At 42.4% G+C, this 23,596-nt stretch carries 23 protein-coding genes and 1 other annotated feature; of the genes, 1 reads left to right on the forward strand and 22 read right to left on the reverse strand.

The features are described from left to right. Window positions 1–130 precede the first annotated feature (130 nt). A complete protein-coding gene (locus Xmir_RS18135) occupies window positions 131–604 on the forward strand; it encodes an outer membrane lipoprotein (protein WP_099115531.1) in 474 nt (157 codons plus the stop codon). 77 nt (window positions 605–681) lie between these two features. On the opposite strand, the gene slyA is transcribed toward Xmir_RS18135, so the two are convergent. The 22 genes from slyA to Xmir_RS18240 all read right to left on the reverse strand — a co-directional run bounded on the left by slyA (window position 682) and on the right by Xmir_RS18240 (window position 23,335). Further along, window positions 682–1,119, reverse strand: a complete 438-nt coding sequence (gene slyA / locus Xmir_RS18140) for a transcriptional regulator SlyA (protein WP_099115532.1) — start codon at window positions 1,117–1,119, stop codon at window positions 682–684. 676 nt (window positions 1,120–1,795) lie between these two features. Further along, window positions 1,796–2,035 (reverse strand): DUF1289 domain-containing protein, encoded by a 240-nt coding sequence (locus Xmir_RS18145; protein WP_244170977.1) that lies wholly within the window; start codon window positions 2,033–2,035, stop codon window positions 1,796–1,798. Window positions 2,036–2,597: 562 nt separating this feature from the next. Continuing rightward, entirely contained in the window at window positions 2,598–2,984 is a 387-nt protein-coding gene (gene arnF / locus Xmir_RS18150) for a 4-amino-4-deoxy-L-arabinose-phosphoundecaprenol flippase subunit ArnF (RefSeq protein ID WP_099115534.1), read from the reverse strand. Next, window positions 2,984–3,331: a 4-amino-4-deoxy-L-arabinose-phosphoundecaprenol flippase subunit ArnE gene (arnE, locus tag Xmir_RS18155; RefSeq protein ID WP_099115535.1), complete on the reverse strand. Its 348-nt coding sequence runs from the start codon at window positions 3,329–3,331 to the stop codon at window positions 2,984–2,986. Before arnE ends, arnF begins: the two co-directional genes overlap by 1 nt. Further along, window positions 3,328–4,989 (reverse strand): lipid IV(A) 4-amino-4-deoxy-L-arabinosyltransferase, encoded by a 1,662-nt coding sequence (arnT, locus tag Xmir_RS18160; RefSeq protein WP_099115536.1) that lies wholly within the window; start codon window positions 4,987–4,989, stop codon window positions 3,328–3,330. The genes arnE and arnT overlap by 4 nt, the downstream gene beginning before the upstream one ends. A gap of 7 nt (window positions 4,990–4,996) precedes the next feature. After that, on the reverse strand, window positions 4,997–5,890 hold the full coding sequence (gene arnD / locus Xmir_RS18165) for a 4-deoxy-4-formamido-L-arabinose-phosphoundecaprenol deformylase (RefSeq protein ID WP_099115537.1): 894 nt from the start codon (window positions 5,888–5,890) through the stop codon (window positions 4,997–4,999). 41 nt (window positions 5,891–5,931) lie between these two features. Continuing rightward, window positions 5,932–7,917 carry a bifunctional UDP-4-amino-4-deoxy-L-arabinose formyltransferase/UDP-glucuronic acid oxidase ArnA gene (gene arnA / locus Xmir_RS18170; protein WP_099115538.1) on the reverse strand — a complete coding sequence of 662 codons (1,986 nt, stop codon included), beginning with the start codon at window positions 7,915–7,917 and terminating at the stop codon, window positions 5,932–5,934. Then, complete coding sequence (gene arnC, locus Xmir_RS18175) at window positions 7,917–8,891, reverse strand: undecaprenyl-phosphate 4-deoxy-4-formamido-L-arabinose transferase (protein WP_099115558.1); 975 nt, start codon at window positions 8,889–8,891, stop codon at window positions 7,917–7,919. The genes arnA and arnC overlap by 1 nt, the downstream gene beginning before the upstream one ends. A gap of 3 nt (window positions 8,892–8,894) precedes the next feature. After that, entirely contained in the window at window positions 8,895–10,040 is a 1,146-nt protein-coding gene (gene arnB / locus Xmir_RS18180) for a UDP-4-amino-4-deoxy-L-arabinose aminotransferase (RefSeq protein ID WP_099115539.1), read from the reverse strand. A 158-nt stretch (window positions 10,041–10,198) separates the two neighbouring features. After that, complete coding sequence (gene btuD, locus Xmir_RS18185) at window positions 10,199–10,966, reverse strand: vitamin B12 ABC transporter ATP-binding protein BtuD (protein ID WP_099115540.1); 768 nt, start codon at window positions 10,964–10,966, stop codon at window positions 10,199–10,201. Window positions 10,967–11,019: 53 nt separating this feature from the next. Continuing rightward, complete coding sequence (gene btuC, locus Xmir_RS18190) at window positions 11,020–12,015, reverse strand: vitamin B12 ABC transporter permease BtuC (protein WP_099115541.1); 996 nt, start codon at window positions 12,013–12,015, stop codon at window positions 11,020–11,022. 101 nt (window positions 12,016–12,116) lie between these two features. Next, window positions 12,117–12,413, reverse strand: a complete 297-nt coding sequence (ihfA, locus tag Xmir_RS18195) for an integration host factor subunit alpha (RefSeq protein WP_038233943.1) — start codon at window positions 12,411–12,413, stop codon at window positions 12,117–12,119. A gap of 4 nt (window positions 12,414–12,417) precedes the next feature. Next, on the reverse strand, window positions 12,418–14,805 hold the full coding sequence (gene pheT, locus Xmir_RS18200; RefSeq protein WP_099115542.1) for a phenylalanine--tRNA ligase subunit beta: 2,388 nt from the start codon (window positions 14,803–14,805) through the stop codon (window positions 12,418–12,420). A gap of 14 nt (window positions 14,806–14,819) precedes the next feature. Beyond that, complete coding sequence (gene pheS / locus Xmir_RS18205) at window positions 14,820–15,803, reverse strand: phenylalanine--tRNA ligase subunit alpha (protein WP_099115543.1); 984 nt, start codon at window positions 15,801–15,803, stop codon at window positions 14,820–14,822. 81 nt (window positions 15,804–15,884) lie between these two features. After that, window positions 15,885–16,007, reverse strand: a sequence feature (Phe leader region). Beyond that, entirely contained in the window at window positions 15,959–16,006 is a 48-nt protein-coding gene (gene pheM, locus Xmir_RS34570) for a pheST operon leader peptide PheM (protein ID WP_157879546.1), read from the reverse strand. (Overlaps the previous feature by 48 nt.) A 171-nt stretch (window positions 16,008–16,178) precedes the next feature. Beyond that, window positions 16,179–16,535, reverse strand: coding sequence for a 50S ribosomal protein L20 (rplT, locus tag Xmir_RS18210; RefSeq protein WP_010847342.1), 357 nt, complete (start codon window positions 16,533–16,535; stop codon window positions 16,179–16,181). A 42-nt stretch (window positions 16,536–16,577) separates the two neighbouring features. Next, window positions 16,578–16,775, reverse strand: coding sequence for a 50S ribosomal protein L35 (rpmI, locus tag Xmir_RS18215; RefSeq protein ID WP_006118955.1), 198 nt, complete (start codon window positions 16,773–16,775; stop codon window positions 16,578–16,580). A gap of 95 nt (window positions 16,776–16,870) precedes the next feature. Next, entirely contained in the window at window positions 16,871–17,410 is a 540-nt protein-coding gene (gene infC, locus Xmir_RS18220) for a translation initiation factor IF-3 (RefSeq protein ID WP_099115544.1), read from the reverse strand. A gap of 3 nt (window positions 17,411–17,413) precedes the next feature. Beyond that, complete coding sequence (gene thrS, locus Xmir_RS18225; protein WP_099115545.1) at window positions 17,414–19,342, reverse strand: threonine--tRNA ligase; 1,929 nt, start codon at window positions 19,340–19,342, stop codon at window positions 17,414–17,416. A 282-nt stretch (window positions 19,343–19,624) separates the two neighbouring features. Next, on the reverse strand, window positions 19,625–21,196 hold the full coding sequence (locus Xmir_RS18230) for an alpha/beta hydrolase-fold protein (RefSeq protein ID WP_244170978.1): 1,572 nt from the start codon (window positions 21,194–21,196) through the stop codon (window positions 19,625–19,627). A 61-nt stretch (window positions 21,197–21,257) separates the two neighbouring features. Then, window positions 21,258–21,779, reverse strand: a complete 522-nt coding sequence (locus Xmir_RS18235) for a DUF3156 family protein (protein WP_244170979.1) — start codon at window positions 21,777–21,779, stop codon at window positions 21,258–21,260. Window positions 21,780–21,841: 62 nt separating this feature from the next. Beyond that, a complete protein-coding gene (locus Xmir_RS18240; RefSeq protein ID WP_099115548.1) occupies window positions 21,842–23,335 on the reverse strand; it encodes an APC family permease in 1,494 nt (497 codons plus the stop codon). Between the last annotated feature and the right edge of the window lie 261 nt (window positions 23,336–23,596).

A 23,596-nucleotide genomic window follows, 5' to 3' on the forward strand; every position in this document is an offset into this window, starting at 1 on the left:
ATCATTAGTGGTTGGCAAATTTATTCTTCCTGCCGCTAGCAATAGTATCTGCTACTAACAATAGTAGCCGAATGCTTGATTATAGGTTTATTATCAAGCTTCTCTATCGGGTATTAAAATAGGAGTGACTATGTTAAAACGTTTCCTGGTTGGTGCAGTTGTCCTTACCACATTGTCTGGTTGTGCAGATATGGGTGCGCTTTCTAGTGATACTTATTCCATTGGTCAAGCCAAGCAAGCTCAAACTGTAACCTATGGCACCATTCTGTCTGTACGTCCTATCACTATCAAAGGTAATCAAGCTGGCGATCCTAATATGTTAGGTCTCATTGGTGGCGCTGTTTTAGGCGGGTTGTTAGGTAATACGGTCGGGGGTGGTTCTGGTCAAAAGCTTGCTACAGCCGCAGGTGCTATTGCCGGTGGTCTGGCTGGACAAGGCATCGAAGGTGCTATAGACCAAACGAAGGGTGTTGAGTTAGAAATTCGTACGGACAGCGGAAAAAATATCATCGTAGTACAAAAACTAGATCAGGTCAGATTCAACAGAGGACAACGAGTCAGAATTGCCAACAGTGGAGATTCTCTGACTGTATCACCACTCTGAAACATTCAAGTAGCACAAAACTAAAAAATCGCGGATTGCCAGTATCTGGACCGCGATTTTATATTATTAATTCACTTTTATATAACCTGTTTATGTAATTGGCTAATATTTTTTTCGATTTTTTTTATTACGGAGGCTAGAAGAATTAACTCATCATGAGTAATTCCCTCCAAAATTTCTTTCCTTGTCAAATCAATAACACTATCCACTTCTCTGATAAAAGTTTCAGATTCTCCGGTTAATTTGATTCTTTTGGCTCGCCGATCATTGGCACATGTGTGACGCGTAATCAGTTTCTTTTCTTCTAATTGATCAAGAGTTCTCACCAGAGATGGCTGCTCAATACCAATAGCTTTCGCGAGCTGTATCTGTGACTGCTCTGGTGGCAGCTGACTAATATTGTATAGAGTAACCCAATGCGTCTGAGTTAATTTCAACGGTTTCAAACGATGATCAATTAAAGCGCGCCAAACACGAACTAAACGTGCCAGGTCTGATCCCAATGTCAATTCCAATTACCCCTCCTTATAATTAGAGACTCATATAACATCAATGAATTACCCAATCAGTTTATTCATATGAATAATGGATACGCACCCTATATCATTCTTACATTAGCAGAGTCAGAAATTTTGCTAATTACCTAATTAGTGTCGCGTTGGCTTGTTACTCAAAGTTGACATCTTCGTCGCCCTAAAGAGCGAAGTTTTACGGCGCACCGAATAAAATCGCGCATTAATCCACCAACGATATAAACTGTATAAAATAATCCTCTAACTAAACTATTGTAATTTTAAATATCAACTAAAAAAATACAATCCCCCAAAATATATACATTTCCACTCGGTTAAAGTTCTATAAGAATAACCGCCATCCAAATACTAATCTATATATTTTTACATTAATATCATTTTTCTCTTACTGATAGCGTCAACATTAGAATAAAAAACATAAAAAACAATAAGATAACAAAACAGCACTTTTATTGTTCAATAAATAATTCTTTAATAAGAAATTTTTACTGAAACATTTCAATTATCCAATGCGAGCGATATTTTAGAGTTACTTATGTCAAATAAAAGATATTTAATACAGATATTACATCATTTATTACTGGTAATATTTCTTATTTCCACGGTAATTATGAAATATTATTCATATAAGATTTTTTTTCGGCAATTCAGGATAAAACTAAAATAACCCTGGATGCTCTGGTATAATATTTCTTTCTTCCGCTTTTATTTTTAACTCTCTTAGATATCTATGATGACATAAGTGCAATATTTTTCTTTTTTCACCATCTGATAATTTCATCCATATAAATCGCTCCTCTCTGCTCCGATAGCACCCTCGACAAAAACCACGGGAGTCAGATTCACAGATCCCTCGGCAAGGGTTTGGAATAGCAAAAAATTCTAATTGTTCAGCCATCTCATCCTCCCGCATTCAGGTTTATAAGCCTCTTCTCCACAAAGAGTTTACTATGTTGACCAGTATAAAATCATATTGTAACAATTTATAACAAAAATAATAACAAAATGAAACAAAATAAATAAAAGGACGAAATGAATTATTTTATCTATACACGTTATAGTTGTATCAACTATAAAAGAAAACCATCTGTGCTTCACTGGATAAGCCCGTAATCAGCCATCATCTCATTGAAATTACTGTTTTTTCATTTTGCTTGTTTTCGTGCATTCAAGGCTATTTTGTTATTATCAGCACCCCATACAGCCCCCTGAACAGCACGAGGTATCCAAGCAGAAGAGTACTACTATCGTATTATATAGTATAGAAAAACGCCGTGGGCAGATGGTACTATGCGTTACCGTTGCTCAGGCGCAGACTGACGAGGAACTTCATCTTAAATTGGAGGGAATAGAATGAGCAAAAGCTTGATGATTACCGCTGCCTTCTGGGAAACAACCAAGTAGATGGTAATAACAAATATTTTGAGCTATTTCTTTTTAATAGCCCAATGCTCCAGTAGCTACGTATTTTCTGGTCGGCTAATTAACCAAACACCTAATAAGATAAAAACCACCCCTGCCGTTTTCAATAATGAAACAGTTTCATTGAACCAAGGCAATAAGGCCGCCATTAAATAAACAAAAGCATAACTCAAGCTAATAATAGGATACGCTTTATTCAATGGCAGATATTTCAAGGTAAAAAACCAACATAACATGGACAGCGCATACCCCGCCAACCCAGCCATAACCATCAGCAAAGGAGTATGATTTGCCCAAAGCCAATCGATATCCAGCCAATGTGCGGACAACGAAAGTTCTGGCAAACGGGCCACTCCCCATTTCAATAGCAATTGTGCTAACGTGACCAACAAGGCGCTCGCTATTCCCCAAAGATAACCTTTCATTAACTCAGGCTCATCAATAAAATTCCCAACATAATCGCAAAAACGCCGATCCAGTGTTTTAGCCCCACTTTTTCCTGATATAAAAATTGCCCAATCAGAGTCACTATTACAAAATTCATACTGAGCATAGGATATGCAATGCTCAGCGGCAGAAATTGTAATAATCGCAGCCAAAATATCATTCCTATGCCCAACAGAAGAATAGCACTGGACAGCCATATCGCCACAGATACCCCTTTATGAGGGGTATCTTTTTTTTGCCAACAAATAACTGCCTGTTTCTGGCATAGTTGTCCGGCACAGGTTAGTAAACTAACCAAAAATAATAATACTATGTTGCTGCTCATGGTTGTTTCTGATAAATCACTAGGACAAAACGATGGTTACTGCGTATTCTATCTGGCTTAGGTAACTCAGGCAGCTCCCCTTTTGAAGACAACAGGAAAACAATAGCAACCTGACCTTCTTTACGCGCTTTCTTTAACCATTCAGGAAATTCTCCGTGTGTTACATATCTATATCGGCTATCTGGGTAATTAAGCCCATATTCCAATTCGCCCGGACGATCAAACATATAAATGTCATTGCGTTTTAATTCCCATGCAATCGCCGCGCCTACCCCAACGGACTGAGACAGGATATATTTACTATCTGCCAATTCTTTTTCATTTTGTCTAACAAAGTGCTGAGGAAGTTTGGAGTTAATCGTTTTGTTAGGCAGTGCAGCTCCGATTGATAAACTGAGCACGATGGAACAGGCCGCAGCCCATAACCAATATTTACCATTATGAATGAAGCATAGATAACCAACCCCACCCCAAGCCCCAAAGGCAATAATGCCCATAATCCATTTCAGCCATTCATTGGGTTGGTAGAGAGGCTGACTAATCAACGTTTCCATGACAAAAAGCACTAAAATAGCAATCACTCCAATGAAAACATTCACTAGTCCATTTATTTTTAATGCTTTCATATTGCCATTTTTGACACAATCAATAGCATATTTTGCCATCATCAATGCCAATGAACCGATAAATGGTAAAACGTAAGTTGGTAATTTTCCTTTTGCTATACTGAAAAATGCAAATGGAACAATGAACCAACAGAACAAAAAAAACATCTCTGGATGGCTCTTTTTCTCTTTCCAGCTTTTAACCAGCGCACCAGGTAGTAATCCTAACCACGGAATCACACCTAATACTAATATCGGCAAGTAATACCAAATGGGTGCAATATGTTGTGCTTTCTCAGAAGCAAAACGTTGTATATGCTCTACCCAGAAGAAATAATGCCAATAATCCGGCTCGCGCAAAGCAACTGCAATCACCCACGGCAAACTAATTAAAACAGCAAATATAACGGCAATAGGTCCAAAACGAACCATTTCCAGAAAACGTTTCTGGTATATTGTGATGGGTACCATTGCTATCACAGGTAACGCCAATGCCAGAAATCCTTTGGTCATAAAAGCCATGCCGCAAGCCAGCCCTAATACAGACCATGCCAGAACCCGTTCTCGAGTACTTCCTGCCTTAAGCGCCCAATAGCAACTCACTATCCCCGCGGTAACCCATAAAGAGAACATCGGATCCAAGACACTATAAGTACCAATGGAAAGAACAATAAACATGGAAACATAAATCAGGCTAGCAACGAAAGCCGTCTGGCGACATTGCCACATCATCATGGCAAGCCGGTAAAGCAAAAATGCACTCAGTAGGATACTGAATACAGAGCCAAAACGAACAGCAAAGTTATTATGTCCAAAAATCCATTGGCTAATATTATTAAGCCAATAACCAGCAACAGGCTTTTCAAAATAGCGGATATCTAAGAAGTAAGGAACAATCCAATCTCCACGTTGCAGCATTTCCCGGCTAATTTCAGCATACCGCGTTTCATCCGGTTGCCATAATAGGCGGCTATCCAGAGGTAATAGGTAAGTAAGAATAAAAAAAAGAGCCATCAGAACGGCTCCAGCTTTACTCGTCCGAGTATTCAACATAACTGTGTTATACCCCTTGTTGGCAACCTAACCAGCCTTCACGACCGGGAAAACCTGAACGTACAATTTTCCCAACAGGAAGCGTGTCTCTATTTTCAGGTAATAAATGACTTAACTTACAGAACTGAACACCTTGCTGATGAAGCATGTTCAATAGTGTTTCAAACTGTGAAGACTTCGACATACCTTCAACTTCGGTATGAATGGTATAAACCGGAACCCCACGATCATTTTTGATGGCTTCAAGGATAAAATGATTAAAGTCATCATCGCTGACCTGTGTGCCAACAACTTCATCATAAGTCGGTAATGTGACAGGAATTTGTACAGTGCCCAAGTTTCCATCCGGCAAAAGTGGTCTAAATGGATGCGTCCCTCGACAATCGCTATTGTAATCAAACTCAAAACCCTGTTTAACCGTCAGTACACGTTCGTCCGCTCGCCAGCCAGCGACAGCCGAACATGTAACTGGCTGCCCTGTCGCCATTTCCAATGCCCTAATTCCCAATCGCACTTGCTCTGCTAGTTCAGCTTCGGACCAGTGCCCCACTTTAGCTTGCCAGCCTTGATGATCCCACGCATGCAAACCAACTTCATGACCTGCATCCCTCGTTTGTTTCATCAAGTAGCCCAGATCTTTTGCGATTTTTTTACCTGGCCATGCTGTACCCGCCAGCAAGATATCCAAGCCATAAAGGGATGCTGCATTTGATCTCAACATTTTCCAAAGGAATTTAGGTCGCAACAGGCGCCATAAATGGCGCCCCATGTTATCCGGCCCAACACTGAAGAAAAAGCTGGCTTGAATATCATACTTCTGCAAAATTTCAAGCAATCGCGGTACACCTTCCTTTGTGCCTCGATAAGTATCCACATCAATTCTCAAACCAACTTGTTTCATTACATTTAGTTCCCGATGCCGTTCTAATTTCCAATGGTTCTTTAGTGTTTTCTTTTCAGTTCTTCAACCGCTCCACACAAGAAGAAATCCAATGTTTCATCAATGGTTTGCTTCATATCAATAGTGGGTTTCCATCCCAACAAACGCTCCGCGTTTTTAATGCTGGGTCTGCGATGTTCAACATCCTGGTAACCTTGACCATAATAGCTACTACTTTCAATCTTCTTAAACCCGGCAAAGGGTGGGAAATGCCCCCGAAGTTCGTGTTTTTCAAAGCTATCTAACAGCATTTCAGCCAATTGCCGTATGCTGGCTTCATTTGTCGGATTACCAATATTGATAATTTGTCCGTCACACGCTCCATCCCGGTTTTCGATGATCCTGAACAGTGCTTCAATGCCATCATGAATATCGGTGAAACAACGTTTTTGCTCACCGCCATCGACCAGCTTAATCGGAGAACCTTCAACTAAATTCAGAATTAATTGGGTAATTGCCCTTGAGCTACCAATACGGGCCGAATTCAGGTTATCCAATCTTGGCCCCATCCAGTTAAATGGGCGGAATAAAGTGAATTTCAGGCCTTCTTTCACACCGTATGCCCAGATAACCCGATCAAGTAGTTGTTTGGAAACAGAGTAGATCCAGCGCTGTTTATTAATTGGTCCCACAATTAAACGTGAAGTATCTTCATCGAATTCCTTGTCATCGCACATACCATAAACTTCAGATGTTGAAGGGAAAATAATCCGCTTGTTGTATTTCACACAATAACGAACGATTTTCAGGTTTTCTTCAAAATCCAGTTCAAAGACACGTAATGGGTTACGGGTATATTCAATCGGGGTAGCTATCGCCACTAATGGAAGTACGACATCACATTTTTTGATGTGATATTCAATCCATTCCGTGTGGATACTGACATCCCCCTCAATAAAATGAAAACGCGGATTGCCAATAAACCGTTCAATAGCAGAAGAACCAATATCCATTCCATAGATGTCATAATTGTCATCAGCCAACAAACGTTCTGTCAGATGGTTACCAATGAATCCGTTAACCCCCAAGATCAAGACACGTTTCCGACGACTCACTTGTGCCGTGGCTTTAGGGCCAACATAAACCCCCGTCACAATGCCCATTTCAAGCGTGAGCCGATTGCCTTGTACATAAAGCCCTGACTCGCCCTGCCCGCTGATAATTTCCAACGCACCTTCACCACAGGCAATGACAAAGGGTTCCGTGGAAATGACGGTTCCGGGAAGTTTACCATGAGCCTGATTGAGTGGTTTTGAACGCCAAATTGTAATTTTACGCTCACCCAAGAAAGTAAATGCACCTGGGTATGGCTCTGTCACTGCTCTGACTAAGTTATTAATTTCTTTAGCTGATTTATGCCAGTCTATTTCACCATCTTCAGCCGTGCGACGACCAAAATAAGTCGCCTGACTTTCATCCTGTGGAATCGATGGATAATGACCCGATTTAATCTGAGGCAGGATGCCATTCAATAATTCAACGGCTGCTTCTCGTATTTTTCTATGGATATTCAGCGAAGTATCAGTTTCATCTATTTGTACAGCCTGCTGCGCGACAATATCCCCTGCATCCGGTTTTGCCAGCATTTTGTGCAATGTGACGCCTGTTTCTGACTCGCCGTTGAGTACTGCCCAGTTGACCGGAGCCCGACCACGATATTTCGGCAATAGGGAGCCATGAAGGTTAAATGAGCCTTTCTCAGCCAGTGATAAAATTTCCTGACTAAGCATATTGCGATAGTAAAAAGAGAAAATAACATCTGGTTTCATTTCACGGATACGCTCGACCCAAAGTGGGTGATTCACATTCTCTGGTGCAAATACAGGCAACCCTAAATCAGCACCAATGCGCGCAACAGATGAGAAAAAGTTATTTTCATGCGGATCATCTGTATGCGTAAATACAGCCTGAATATCAAAACCCGCCTTTACTAAAGCATCAAGTCCGATACAACCAATATCATGATAGGCAAAGATAACTGCTTTCATTAGCTTTCTTCCTGATTATCGTTGGTCTTTCTAACTCCGACCACTTTTTGAATAAAATAACGCGGACGGGCACGAACGTCGTTATATATCCTGCCGATATATTCACCAAGTAATCCCATTGCGACGAACTGTGCACCAATGAACATGAAAAGGATAGCAAATAGGGTAAACACACCTTCAGCAGCCCACATTGAGCCAAAAATAAGGCGTAGAGTAATCAACAATACCGCTAACAAGAAGCCCGTGACGGCAATGACGCTTCCCACTACACTCAATAACCGCAATGGAGCAGTAGTCAGGCAGGTCAGAAGGTCATACATCAGGTTTACCAATTTCATGAAATTGTACTTGGAATCCCCGAATTCACGCTCTGCATGAGCCACATCTATTTCTATCGTTTTACGTGCAAAGGTATTAGCGAGTATGGGAATAAAAGTACTACGTTCATGACATTGCAGCATCGCACGTACAATATGACGGCGGTAAGCCCGCAACATACAACCATAATCCCCCATTGAACGCCCCGTAGCTTTGGTGATCATCGCATTGATCATTTTGGAGGCACTTTTACGGAACCAAGAATCCTGACGGTTAGCACGACGTGTACCCACGACGTCATAACCCTCTTCTGCTGTCTTAACTAAACGAGGGATCTCTTCTGGCGGATTTTGTAAATCAGCATCAAGCGTAATAATCAGATCACCATCAGCCTGATGAAATCCCGCCATAATGGCGGAATGTTGCCCATAATTGCGGTTAAGCAAAATAGCAATCACATGATTTTCTGGGATTTCAGCCGCTTGGGTTAAAATATCGGCAGAGTTGTCACGGCTACCATCATCTATCAAAATTACTTCGTATTTCTGCTCAAGTTGTTGGCAGGCTGCGATCGTTCTTTTCAACAATTGGGGTAAACTTTCTTCTTCGTTATAAACAGGAATAACGATCGAAACTTTTTTAATCTTCTCAAACATCACTTACTTATGCTCCAAAAGAATTTCAGTTATCGCGTTCACAACACGATCTACATCATCGTTGTTCATATCTGGAAAAAGTGGCAGTGAACAGAGTGTTGACGAGTTCCATTCAGATACAGGCAGGGAAAGATGAGGATAACGCTCCCTGTAATATTTTTGTGTATGCGTGGCCTTAAAATGCAAACCAGTGCCAATATTTCGATCCTTCAGGCGTTCCATAAAAGTATCCCGATCAATACCACAGATACTTTTGTCAACACGTACCATAAAAAGATGATGGGAGTGCAAATGCGCATATTCAGGAACACTCAACATTTGCAAAGGTGAGTTGCTAAGGGCAGCAGAATATCGAGCCACCAACTCACCACGGCGTGCGTTCATTGATGCTAATTTCCCTAACTGCACAACCGCTATCGCCGCATGGATATCTGATAAATTATATTTAAAACCCGGTTCAATGACTTCTGCCTGAGGTTTTCTGCCTTGAATTTGTCGATCAAAAGCATCAACAGCCAATCCATGAAATTTTAAACAGCGGATCCGCTGTGCCAGTTCATCATCATCTGTAACGAACATACCGCCTTCAGCACAGGTCATGTTTTTAATAGCATGGAAAGAAAAGATAGCTGTTCCTCGCTCCCCTACCCACTCGTTTTTATAGCGGGTTCCGACGGCATGCGCCGCATCTTCAATCAGAGGAAGATTGGCTTCTTGAGCAACGGTGCGCAGTGCATCAAGATCACAAGGTGCTCCTGCGTAATGAACGGGAATAATAGCTTTGGTTTTTGGTGTAATGGCTTTTTTGATTGTTTCTGCGTTGACCATTAACGTATCACGGTCAACATCAACCATGACAGGCTCTGCGCCCAATAAACAAATCATATTGATCGTGGAAACCCACGTTTGGGACGGAGTAATGACTTCATCGCCAGGGCCTATGCCTAATGCCAGCAAAACCAAGTGCATGCCTGCAGTAGCAGAACATAAGGCAACCGCATGCTTACACCCGAACATGCGAGAAAAATCTTGCTCTAATTGGTGATTTTGCGGCCCTGTCGTAATCCAACCTGAACGTAAAACTTTCTCTACTGCTTCTATCTCTTCGCTGCCAATCGCAGGACGAGAAAATGGCAAAAAACTATCCATAATCGCCTTATGCCTTGCGTAATCTAAATTTGTTTTATAATTGAACGATTCTAGATGATGCTTGTTTAACGAAACATCAACGAAGAAACAAATATTAGTCAACCAAGACACCAAAAAAGATAGGCTTTAATGATTATGATAGATTTCAATTACAGAAATTACAGTTGGTTGACCCTCCATAATTTATAGTCAGTATTTTTAATATGTCTAATTTTTACTTCAAAAATTTCTGATAAATTTCGTTCTGTCATTACATTCTGCGGTATGCCAGATGTTAATAATTTTCCATGTGAAAGTAACCACACACCCGTCGCTTGCTCATAAGTATGATCAAGGTCATGGCTACTCACCAGTACCGTTCCCCCTAATGAACAGAATTGTTTGATCAACTTATCTAAAATAGCTTGTTGGGTAATATCAAGATTATTTGTAGGTTCATCAAGCAAAAGCAGTCTTCCGTCAGGATTCAATTCCGGCCATACCTGAAAAAAAGTTCCGGCTAATCTGACACGCTGCCACTCTCCACCTGATAGCTGACTAATTGGAGAAGAAAGTAATGGAAGGAGCTTCAGTTGCTGGCAGAGTTCATATAATACGTTTTCACTCTGCGCCAGTGGGGCCAATTCAGGGCGGAACATGTCCAAGTATTGGAAGACCGGCATAATGGGAGTAGACGATGATTGAGAAAACCAAGCTCGGCATCTTGCCTGTTCGTGTTGACGATAATGTCTCAACTCCCGGCCAATTAAATGAATACAGCCGCTGTAGGATAAAATTCCTGCAATCGCTGAAAGCAAAGTACTTTTCCCTGAGCCATTTAATCCAACCAAATGAATTTGCTCTCCAGCCATCACAGATCCAGATAATGCTTTCAGTCTGTTGTTAACACTAACGTTATCCAATTCCAAGATAGGTTTGTTAATCATGTTATTACTCTTACCTTATTTGCCTTTATTAATAGTTGGATAACCGTTTGTTTTTAATAATGATGTGCTCTTAATAAAAGCCATATAAAAACGGGAGCACCTAAGGTCACAGTAACGACTCCAATCGGTATCTCTGCGTGAGATAATGACAATCGGGAAAATAGGTCAGCCAATAACAAACCACAGCTCCCCGCTAACGCACTGGCTGGAAGCAGCGCCTTATGATCAGTCAAGCCAATCAACCTTAAGATATGAGGAATAACTAAACCGATAAAACTTATCGCTCCTGCAAGAGCAACGCTCAATCCAACTAATAATCCAACCACTGATACAAATAAATTGCGCCATTTGTGATGAGATATGCCTAGTTGTCGTGCCTGCAATTCTCCAAGCGATAGATAATTCAAAATGTTCCCCTTGCGGATTAGCCATAAGATAGCGGGGAATAATGCAATTACTAACCATTTCTGACGCCAGTCAATGCCGCTGAAACTTCCCATCATCCAATACATCAACTGCCTTAGATCCAAGCTTGTGCTGAAATAAACCATCCATGTCATCAAAGCCCCAAATATCACTCCGAAAGCAACGCCAATCAATAGCAAACGAGTATTCGTCACTTGATGCCTTCGGGAAAATCCCAGCAAAATTGCTGTCATAAAAAGCGCTCCAAATACCGCTCCAGCGCTTAATAACCATAATGGGGCAACACCATGAAAAGCCAGTATCAAACATACCACGACAACGCCTGCACCATTACTGACTCCAAGTAACCCCGGCTCTGCCAACGGATTTTCAAACAACGCCTGCATAATAGCGCCTGATACAGCCAAACTAGCCCCGACAGCCATCACTGCAAGCGCTCTGGGTAATCTCAATTGCCAAATAAATAACCGGGCAGAATCAGATAACCATTGATCAGGCCAGAACCAAATTTCACCTGCACATAATGACAAAACAAACAGGATAATAAAAAAAACAGACAGAATTGCTATCACTTGATGGTTACGTTTTCTCTGATAAGTGATCAACTCATAAACAGAGTGCATGGTGATATAGGACCATTTAGGAAAAGGAAATTCATCCCGTTGCTGACAATGGGATATGAAAGATAAGAAAAAGACCGCACAAGTGCGGCCTTTTTGTGTATTTATTCTTTGGGTAACGCTTTTTCTACCCGATTTTTCAACTTTTGGCCTGGGCGAAAAGTGACAACACGGCGAGCCGTAATCGGAATATCCTCTCCTGTTTTTGGATTTCGGCCTGGACGTTGATTTTTGTCTCGCAAATCAAAGTTGCCGAATCCAGATAACTTAACCTGCTCCCCGTTCTCTAAAGAGCGACGCACTTCTTCAAAGAACATCTCCACTAGATCTTTAGCGTCACGCTTGCTAATACCCAGTTTTTCAAAAAGATTTTCTGACATTTCAGCTTTAGTAAGCGCCATAAGTTCAGTCCCTCAAGGATGCTTGGAATCGCTGTTCTAATGCAGCAACGCATTTGTTAACGGTCGCAGCAATTTCTTCTTCTTCCAGTGTACGCATGGTATCCTGCAAGATTAAGCTAATAGCAAGGCTCTTGTAGCCTTCCGCGACACCTTTACCACAATACACGTCAAATAAGTTTATGCCAACTATATGATTTACGCCAACTTTCTTACATTCAGCAAGAACATCTTCTGCGGCTACATTTTCAGGCACAACGACTGCGATATCACGGCGGTTAGATGGGAAGCGAGAAACTTCCGTCATCTCAGGAATTACGCGGTCTGCCAGACTAGGCCATAATAACTCGAATACCACGGTACGGCCGTTTAAGTCAAGCTTACGCTCCAGTTCTGGATGAACAACACCAATATAACCAATGTAACTATTTTCCAGATAAATCCCAGCACTTTGCCCAGGATGCAAAGCGGAATGTTCTTCTGATTTAAAGGAAATGCCTGACATTTTACCTGTTAATTCTAAAACAGTTTCTAAATCACCCTTCAAATCAAAGAAGTCAACCGCTTGTTTTTCAATCGACCAGTGTTCTTCGAAACGATTTCCTGCAATAACGCCAGCAAGCATCAATTCCTGACGAATGCCATTCTCCGCATTTTCATCTGGTACAAATCGCAAACCAGTTTCAAATAAACGCACACGGTTCTGTTGACGATTCTGATTATACGCAACAGTAGTTAATAATCCCGTCAGCAGGGATAATCGCATCGCAGACATATCCGCCGAAATTGGATTAGGCAGGATTAATGCTTCTTCCTGTGGATGCAGATGTTGCTGAACCTTAGGATCAACAAAGCTATAGGTAATTGCTTCTTGATAACCTCTGTCCACCAGCATTGTTTTGACACGTTTCAGAGACAAATCGGCTTCGCGATGCGAAGTCATCACAAGATCAGCACGCACTGGCACGTCAGGAATATTGTTGTAACCGTAAATACGGGCAACTTCCTCAACCAAATCTTCTTCGATCTGCATATCAAAACGCCAGCTAGGTGCAACAGCTTGCCAACTATCACTCTGGACTGTTACCTGGCAACCTAAACGTGTCAGAATATCTGTCACCTGTTCATCAGAGATATAATGACCAATAAGGCGATCCAATTTCTTACGGTGCAGTGTAATAGTTGCGGGTTTTGGCAAATGAGACTCACTCGTCACATCAACGATCTCTCCCGCCTCTCCACCACAGATGGCAATCAACAACTGAGTAGCATATTCTATCGCTTTATGCTGAAGTTGTGGATCAACCCCACGTTCAAAGCGATGAGAAGCATCCGTATGCAGACCATAACGACGAGCACGTCCTGCAATTGCCAACGGAGCAAAAAACGCAGACTCCAGCATAATATGCTGAGTTTCCACATTAACTCCCGAATATTCTCCACCAAAAATCCCGGCTATAGCAAGTGGTTGCTTTTCATCAGAAATCACTAGCGTTTCAGCAGAAAGTTCCGCTTCATTGCCATCTAATAGAGTGAGCTTTTCACCTTGCTCAGCCATGCGAACAATAATTGAGCCATTTAAACGCGCTAGATCGAACGCATGCAACGGTTGCCCTAGTTCAAGCAAAACATAGTTGGTGATATCAACCACTGGATCAATGGAACGAATACCACCACGGCGCAGTTTTTCACGCATCCACAACGGAGTAGTAGCCTTGACATTCACATTTTTAATAACGCGCCCCAAATAACGAGGGCAAGCTTCAGGAGCGTCAACACGGATAGGGAATTTCGTGTCTATGGTTGGTTTAACCGTTTCGATTTTTGTTTCGGTCATAGACAATTTATTGATAACTGCTACGTCACGGGCAACACCCATGATGCTCAGGCAATCAGCACGGTTTGGTGTGATGCTGATTTCAATCGCGTTATCATCTAATTTCATGTAATCACGCAGATCAGTGCCAATCGGGGCATCTGCTGGTAATTCGATAATTCCGTCATGATCGTTAGCAATACCTAGTTCAGAAAATGAACACAGCATTCCTTCTGACGGCTCTCCGCGCAGTTTGGCGGCTTTAATTTTGAAATCACCGGGTAGTACAGCTCCAACTGTAGCCACAGCGACACGAAGACCCTGACGGCAATTTGGTGCACCACAAACAATATCCAGCAGACGTTCGCCGCCGACATTAACTTTAGTCACACGCAATTTATCTGCGTTTGGATGTTGGCCACATTCGACAACTTCACCAACAAATACACCGTGGAACTGGCCTGCCACTTTTTCAACACCATCAACTTCCAAACCAGCCATGGTGATTTGATCAGACAATGCTTCACTGTTAATGGCTGGGTTTGCCCACTCGCGTAACCAGAGTTCACTGAATTTCATGAGATATACCCGCCTTATTTAAATTGTTTGAGGAAACGCAAATCATTTTCAAAGAATGCACGCAAGTCTGTAACACCGTAACGAAGCATGGTCAGACGCTCCATTCCCATACCAAAGGCAAAACCAGAATAGACTTCAGGATCAATACCAACGTCACGCAATACATTCGGATGTACCATACCGCAGCCCAACACTTCCAGCCACTTGCCATTTTTGCCCATGACATCAACTTCTGCGGAAGGCTCTGTAAATGGAAAGTAAGAAGGACGGAAACGAACCTGCATATCTTCTTCAAAGAAGTTGTTCAAAAAATCATGCAGTGTACCTTTCAGGTTGGTAAAACTGATATTTTTATCAACAATCAGTCCCTCTACCTGATGGAACATTGGGGTATGAGTCTGATCGTAATCATTACGATATACGCGTCCCGGCGCAATGATACGGATTGGTGGTTGACTATTTTTCATGGTACGAATCTGTACCCCAGATGTCTGAGTGCGTAATAAGCGTGTCGCATCAAACCAGAAAGTATCATGATCAGCCCGTGCTGGATGGTGCGCAGGAATATTCAGCGCATCAAAATTATGATAGTCATCTTCGATTTCTGGCCCCGATTCAACAGAAAAACCCAGCTCGCCAAAGAAAGTTTCAATACGTTCAATCGTGCGGGTAACAGGATGCAATCCACCATTTTCCATACGGCGGCCAGGCAATGAAACATCGATTTTTTCTGCTGACAAGCGTGTATTCAGAATATCTGATTCTAACTTCGCTTTACGCGCATTCAATGATTCTTGGACTTCTTGTTTCGCCTGATTAATAACAGCTCCAGCCGCTGGACGCTCTTCAGCCGGTAAATCACGCAGCGATGACATCTGGAGAGTTAAATGGCCTTTTTTTCCCAGGTATTCAACTCGCACCAAATCCAACGCGGCAACATCCTGGGCTTCTTCTACGGCTGCTTTTGCCTTTGCAACCAGCTCAGTAAGATGTGACATCGTTTTCCTCTTCCTTTGGCCAGATGGCCCTTTAGTTGTTATCGACTATGCCCTCAAATTATCTATTAATGAGGCCATAAAAATAAAAAAGCCTCCACACTGGAGGCTCAAGCGCTATTTTTCGTTTCTTTTCTTACGCGCAAAGCCCCCTGTTCTCAGGTGCTAAAGTAAAAGAAGAAACGAAAAAAGGCTAACTTCATCATGTCGGTTCTCTCTCTTGTATCCTTTTTAAACCGGCTACTCGTAATCTGGTTATGATTCAAATCTAAATAATAGACTAAGTAATAATAACTTAAACAACAATAACCTAAACAATAGTAAGCCACATTTTGGAAAAAAGTAAAAGAGGGAGCAAGCTCCCTCTTTTAATCTGACTTATGCCAGAGCGCCCTTCGCTTTTTCAACCAGAGCAGCAAATGCTACTTTGTCGAATACAGCGATGTCAGCCAGAATCTTACGGTCGATTTCAATCGAAGCCTTTTTCAGGCCGTTGATGAAACGGCTGTAAGACATGCCGTTCTGACGTGCAGCAGCGTTGATACGTGCAATCCACAGTTGGCGGAACTGACGTTTACGCTGACGGCGGTCACGGTAAGCGTACTGACCAGCTTTGATAACAGCCTGGAAAGCAACACGATAAACGCGCGAACGAGCACCGTAGTAACCTTTCGCTTGTTTCAAAATTTTCTTGTGACGTGCACGGGCAATAACACCACGTTTTACGCGAGCCATATACTTCTCCTATCGTCTCTGAGTTCTAATCTAAAAAATTGCTTATGCGTATGGCAGACAAGCAACAACCAGGCCCAGATCACCTTTGGAGACCATGCCTTTTGGACGTAAATGACGTTTACGCTTGGTTGATTTCTTAGTCAGAATGTGACGAAGGTTAGCGTGCTTACGCTTGAAACCGCCGCTTGCGGTTTTTTTGAAGCGTTTAGCTGCGCCGCGTACTGTTTTAATCTTTGGCATTTTAATTTCCACTTCGCATTGTTAATTACAACGAACTAGTAAGGCGAATAGACTCCATCCAGAAACTGGCTGGAGCCCATTACTTGTTTGCCTGACTATTTCTTCTTAGGAGCGAGCACCATGATCATCTGGCGGCCTTCAACCTTCGTTGGGAAGGATTCAACCACTGCCAGTTCACTCAGATCGTCACGGATACGGTTAAGCATCTCGATACCAATCTGTTGGTGCGCCATTTCACGCCCACGGAAACGCAGGGTGATTTTAGCTTTATCGCCATCTTCCAGAAAACGAATCAGGTTGCGTAGTTTGACCTGATAGTCGCCTTCATCTGTACCAGGACGGAATTTAATTTCCTTGACCTGAATAACTTTTTGTTTCTTTTTCTGTTCTTTGACTGACTTACTCTTCTCATAGAGGAATTTGCCGTAATCCATGATACGACAAACTGGCGGTTCGGCATTTGGGCTGATTTCCACTAAATCAACACCAGCTTCCTCAGCTTTCTCAAGAGCTACCCTCAGACTGACAATACCAATCTGCTCGCCATCTAATCCAGTTAAACGAACTTCAGAGGCGCGAATCTCTTCATTAATGCGATTTGGGCGCGCCGGTTGAATTCTTTTTCCGCCTTTAATACCTTATTCCTCCAATTGATGAAGATTACGACTGCGTATTTCTGTCAGCAGTTTTTCTGTAAATTCACTGACGTCAATGCTACCTAAATCCTTGCCGCGGCGAGTACGGACAGATACTTTTCCTGACTCGACTTCTTTATCGCCACAAACGAGCATGTAAGGTACACGACGCAGAGTGTGTTCACGGATTTTAAAACCAATCTTCTCGTTTCTCAAGTCTGCTTTTGCACGAATGCCCGCATCTTGAAGTTTTTTAACCAATTCCTGTACATAATCTGCCTGACCGTCAGTAATATTCATGACGACGACTTGCTGAGGAGCCAACCATGTTGGGAAAAACCCAGCATATTCTTCTGTCAGGATACCGATGAACCGTTCCAGAGACCCCAGAACCGCACGGTGAATCATTACAGGAACCTTACGTTCGTTATTTTCACCTACATATGACGCACTCAAACGCGCTGGCAGTGAAAAATCGAGTTGCACAGTACCACATTGCCACGCACGATCCAAACAATCATGTAGAGTAAATTCAATTTTAGGGCCATAAAATGCACCTTCGCCCGGTTGGTATTCAAATTCAATACCTTTTTGGGTCAATGCTTCAGCAAGATCGGCTTCTGCTTCATCCCACTGTTTTTCTGTACCAATGCGTTTCTCTGGGCGAGTTGATAATTTAACGACAATCTTCTCGAAACCAAATGTACTGTAGACATCGTAAATCATTTTGATGCAGCTACTGACTTCCTGGAGAATTTGATCTTCAGTGCAGAAGATATGAGCATCATCCTGAGTAAAGCCACGTACACGCATTAAGCCATGCAAAGCCCCTGATGGCTCATTACGGTGACAACTACCAAATTCAGCCATACGCAGAGGTAAATCACGATAAGATTTCAACCCTTGGTTGAAAATCTGGACGTGCCCTGGGCAGTTCATTGGTTTTACACAGTATTCACGGTTTTCGGATGAAGTCGTGAACATATTTTCTTTATAGTTTTCCCAGTGCCCCGTTTTTTCCCACATGATGCGATCCATCATGAATGGGCCTTTAACTTCTTGATATTGGTACTCTTTCAGTTTTGTACGGACAAAAGTTTCCAACTCACGGAAGATTGTCCAGCCATCATTATGCCAAAACGCCATGCCTGGTGCTTCTTCCTGCATATGATACAGGTCAAGCTGTTTACCGATTTTACGGTGATCACGTTTTGCCGCTTCTTCCAAGCGTTGCAGATAAGCATTAAGCTGTTTCTTATCAGCCCATGCAGTACCATAAATACGTTGCAACATTTTGTTGTCGCTATTACCGCGCCAATATGCTCCAGCAACTTTTTGCAGTTTGAAATGATGGCAGAAGCGCATATTAGGAACATGCGGCCCACGGCACATATCAACATATTCTTCATGGTGATACAGACCCGGACGATCATCATGGCTGATATTTTCATCCAAAATCTGGATCTTGTATTCTTCGCCACGAGCTGCAAAGGCATCACGCGCTTCTTGCCAACTGACTTTTTTCTTAATGACATCGTAGTCTTTTTTGGCAAGTTCAAGCATGCGCTTTTCAAGCAACTCGATATCTTCCTGCGTCAAAGAGCGATCCAAATCGACATCGTAATAGAAGCCATTATCAATCACTGGGCCGATAGCCATCTTCGTATCAGGCCACAATTGCTTAATGGCATGCCCCAACAAGTGTGCACATGAGTGGCGAATGATTTCCAGACCTTCTTCATTCTTGCTCGTGATAATTGCGAGATTGGCATCGGTTTCAATTAATTCACACGCATCAACCAACTCACCATTAATACGGCCGGCAATACAGGCTTTTGCCAAGCCGGCACCGATATCACGCGCCACATCCATTACGGAAACAGCATGCTCAAATTGACGTTGACTACCGTCAGGAAGAGTAATTACAGGCATTTAAAATCCTTATATACAGTGGTGACCCACACGCAAGATCACTTGTATTAAATCAAATTTATTATTAATCAGCACGTTAGAAACAAATTCTTGCTTCACTCCGCAAGATGTGTACGCATTTTAAGGACACATTTTGAAAACGTATCCGGTACATTTGCCTAACTCGCTCGACATACTATCACACAGAGTAGGTGTTAAAATAGCTTATCTTGATATTACATCAGGTTAATCAATTGATTGATAATTATTCTGGTGCAAAATCCAAAACAACTCTTTTGAAAATTACCAATGTGAGGAAAGTGACCGAATTCCATCATAGAGCGTTTCACACCATGAGACATAATCATGCCCACTGGGTAACTCACGGGTTTCTAATGGATAGCCTTTCTGGGTTAATAACTCACTCAACCGATAGTGATTCTGAATAATGCCTCCCCAGCTTCCCCGTTTTTCAAATAACCCGGCCTCAAGATAAAAACGAATTGGTTTCTTTTCCATCGTTGCCATTTTTCGCAATAACCACTCGTGCTCTTCCCCTTCAGGCGCCCACCAATAAGAGCCTGACATACTCAGTACATTGCCGAACAGTTCCGGGTGCTGCAATGCGTTCCAGGTAGAAGCCAGACCGCCATAGCTTGAGCCAGCAATAATCGTTCTGCCAGCCGGCACTGTAATACCTGTCGCAGCAAGTGCCGGCATCAGCTCCTCTGCGAGAAACTGCGGAAAATGTTCATTAGGTGGCAATTCCTTTCTTCGCAGCTTTGGACTGATGCTGTCGACAAATACAATATACATTGCGGGCATTTTCCCTGCGGATATCCAGTTATCAAAAAAATCGGCCATCTGATAGGTATGCAGATAAATCTGCCCATCAAGTAACACCAACATTGCTGGAGTTGGCGTCTCTGTAGCAGGGTGTAATACCGCAATCTCCCGGCTGTTACCCATCACTTTACTTTCAAGACGGAAACTCTCCAGCCTGCCTTTGCGATGGTAATTTTCTATTTCTCTGAAATGGCATTGGCGCTGTTGCGGAGTAAGTGATAACAATGAAAAATGATTGTATTTATCCCGCCGTGATGTCGGAGAAGGAAAATGGTTCAAGGGATCGGCCTGTGCGGTCGTCAGTATCGCCTTACGTTGAGCAATACCGTCTTGAGCTATTTTAGGAACATCTGGGGCAATCTTGTACTGCATCAGAGTGTCATCAGGAGTGATAAACGTTCTGTACCAAACATCTGAACCGGGCAAATGAGACATCACCTCATGATTACCGGAAGGGGCTCCCAGAATATAAACGTTAGATTTCGCACCTCGCCACAGGAAAGTCACTTTCATTTGTTTTTCTGAATGAGGCTCAACAAGCGGTGTTCCTATTGTACTGATTTCATTCCAGAAGTGTGTCGTAGAACCGCCCTCTTCTATTGTTTTCTTTAATTGCTGTAACTTTGGGCTGATAAGCTCATCTTCAACCTGAATAGCTAAAGGTTGATAATCCTGTATATCGAAGCTTATCTGCCACCCTTGCTCTGGCTCTCCTTGCAGTTGCAGATGGTATTGCTCTGTTATCGGCACAATGTAAGAAACTGATTGCGCTTCCTGAACCGGAACACGTTCAAGCAATACTCTGTAAGGTTGGTTATCAGCATCTGACAGAATTATGGATGAAAAACCCTGCCCCTTTAGCTGAATATATTGTTGGTCTGAAAACTGGATAGTCAGGCAACTTTTGCCTTCTTTATCATGTATACCTTCAATTAATGGGTTTTGAGCAATCGTCTGCATACAATCCGGCTCTGAAGCTATAGCCAATGTTGATATCAACATAGCGCCAATGAGTGGGAGAGATTTCACGTATTTTCCTAATATTATATTTTTTGATAATAATAATTATTATCAAATAACTCCCCCTCTCTCAATCTTCATTTATCTGTTTCTGCATTAATTGATTTATCAAATGTAATACGCTCAATAAGCGATAACGCTGTTCTGGTGTTAAACGTAGATAACGACGAGTCGCCGGGATCCGGCTGACCATTTCAGAAGCAGCAAAATGTTCAACTTCGCAACGCCATTTTCCCTCTCTGATTTGCAGGTTACACAACCGAAAATCAAGCTCTTCTAAGGTCTGCCGGATAACTGAGTATTGCTCAAATTGCTTAATCAATTTAAGACCCTCTTCCTGTTTTGAAACGAAACGTATATGTTTTTTGCGCAGGATACCTTCTGTTTTCACCTGTATATCTGCATTCAAAGGCTGATTTATCGTTCCTGAAACAGAAAACCGTGTATAAACAATAAATGCCATAAACAGGGTTTTTACCCTTTCGTTTACATATATTATCAATTGCTCTTCTGGTTTGACGATCAGCTCACCCGGCCCCATCCACTCACAGCTATACGGCTGGAGATCACATTCCAATTTATTGAGGGTCAAGCCTGCCTGATAACCGGCCGGCAGGCAGACGCTGTTTATTGACCTTTTGCCAGAAGGCAGTTTTAAGGAAGGCTGCGTAATGACTCAAGCTTAATCTCCTTCAATTCAGTTTCAGAGAATGTTTTAGACAAAACTGATTCCACATCAACGGGTTTGAACGGATTTACTTTTTGAACAAATATCGTCCATATCAGCGCATAACTTGCTGTCAAGCCCAGCATAATTATGAACGGAATATAAATATCGGCTTTATTCATACCTGGAGGTGTGATGTAAACAATGGCTAAAATAATCCCCACACTGGAAATAATCTGTGGTAGCGGAAAAAATGGGGACTTATACGCGCGATGCAGGTCTGGACGACGAATGCGCAGCAGGATAACTGAGATAGTGACCAGCAAGTAGGCTGTCCCCCAGGAACATACCGCAGCCAATACCAGCGGAATAATACGGCCCAAATCTCCCTGAATGGCGAAAGCATGCAGGCAAGGGATCATAACAGCGACTAAAATACCAAATATCGGCGTCTTGAACCTTGGATGCAGGTAGGTAAAAATACGAGGTAAAGCACCATCAAGTGCCATGCCGTATAAAATACGGGGAACAGCCGCCATCAGTGTATTAATGGTTGCCGCGCCAGCCAGCAGCAGACCGAAACCAATCCAGTATTTACCGAAATCACCCATTATCTGTCCTGCAAAAGCCGGAATTGCCATCGGAGTTTCCAGTAAGCTGACATTATTTTCAGAATCAACAATGACATTTTCCACCTGATGACTCATTGCTGCACCGTACATAAACATACAGAGCGCTACACCACACAGACCGGTTGCCATCGCACGCGGAATCACTTTGGCAGAATTTTTGATTTCCGGTGCCATTGGAGTAACCAGTTCACAGCCCACGAACATAAACATAGCCATACCGATCAGGCTTAATACCATTGTCGGATCAGAAACATTAAGCGCCTGACCAAACCAGCCATCGACTGAAGCATGAAACGGCATTAACAGGCCACATAAGCTAAAGATCACCAACGTACTCCACATGGCAAACGTCAGTACAATTTCCACTTTACTGAATGCCTCAATACCAAACGCATTAAGAAGCCCGAAGGTGATCACTAACCCCACCCCGACCATCCAGGAAGTATTGTTACTCTCCATCACTGCATTAAGGCTTTCAAAGTTAATCAATGCCATAATGCCGGAAAGAATTGTTTCCGCAGTACCCGCAAAAACATGCACAACCAAATAAGCAGAAAGCGCTCCGGTTATTGCCCAGAAACGCCCCATGCCACAAGAAATATAGTCATATACCGACCCAGAGGTAGGTAAAATCGCCGCTGCTTCAGAGAAAGTCGTTAATTGAGCCTGCATCATGATAAAGCTGAGTAACACGGCCAAAGCAAAAGTATCACCACCAATACCAAACCCGCTGGTTACCGTTAAAATGACCGGACTTGCCATAATCACACCGACAGAACTGGCAAGTGTAGTCGGAAACCCTATCTTACCTTTCTCGATATGTGATGTTAATTTTGAGGACATATTCATTTTGCTTCCCTCTTTATCCTGAAATACAGTCGGTCTAATTGTGAATTTTTTGTAAACAAAGGATGACTGTGATCCAACTATAGGAATAAGGGGAAAAGTGCCGCTATCGTTCTAAAGAACGATACCCAAAGGAGGTATAACAGGCTTATTTCTGCCGAAAAGTACCAAAGAAAAGGGTGAAAAATACTATAACTCACGGGATATCAAACAATAAGGATAAGGTTATTTATTAATATATTAATTAAAGCGATATAGGATGTA

The organism is Xenorhabdus miraniensis (genome assembly GCF_002632615.1).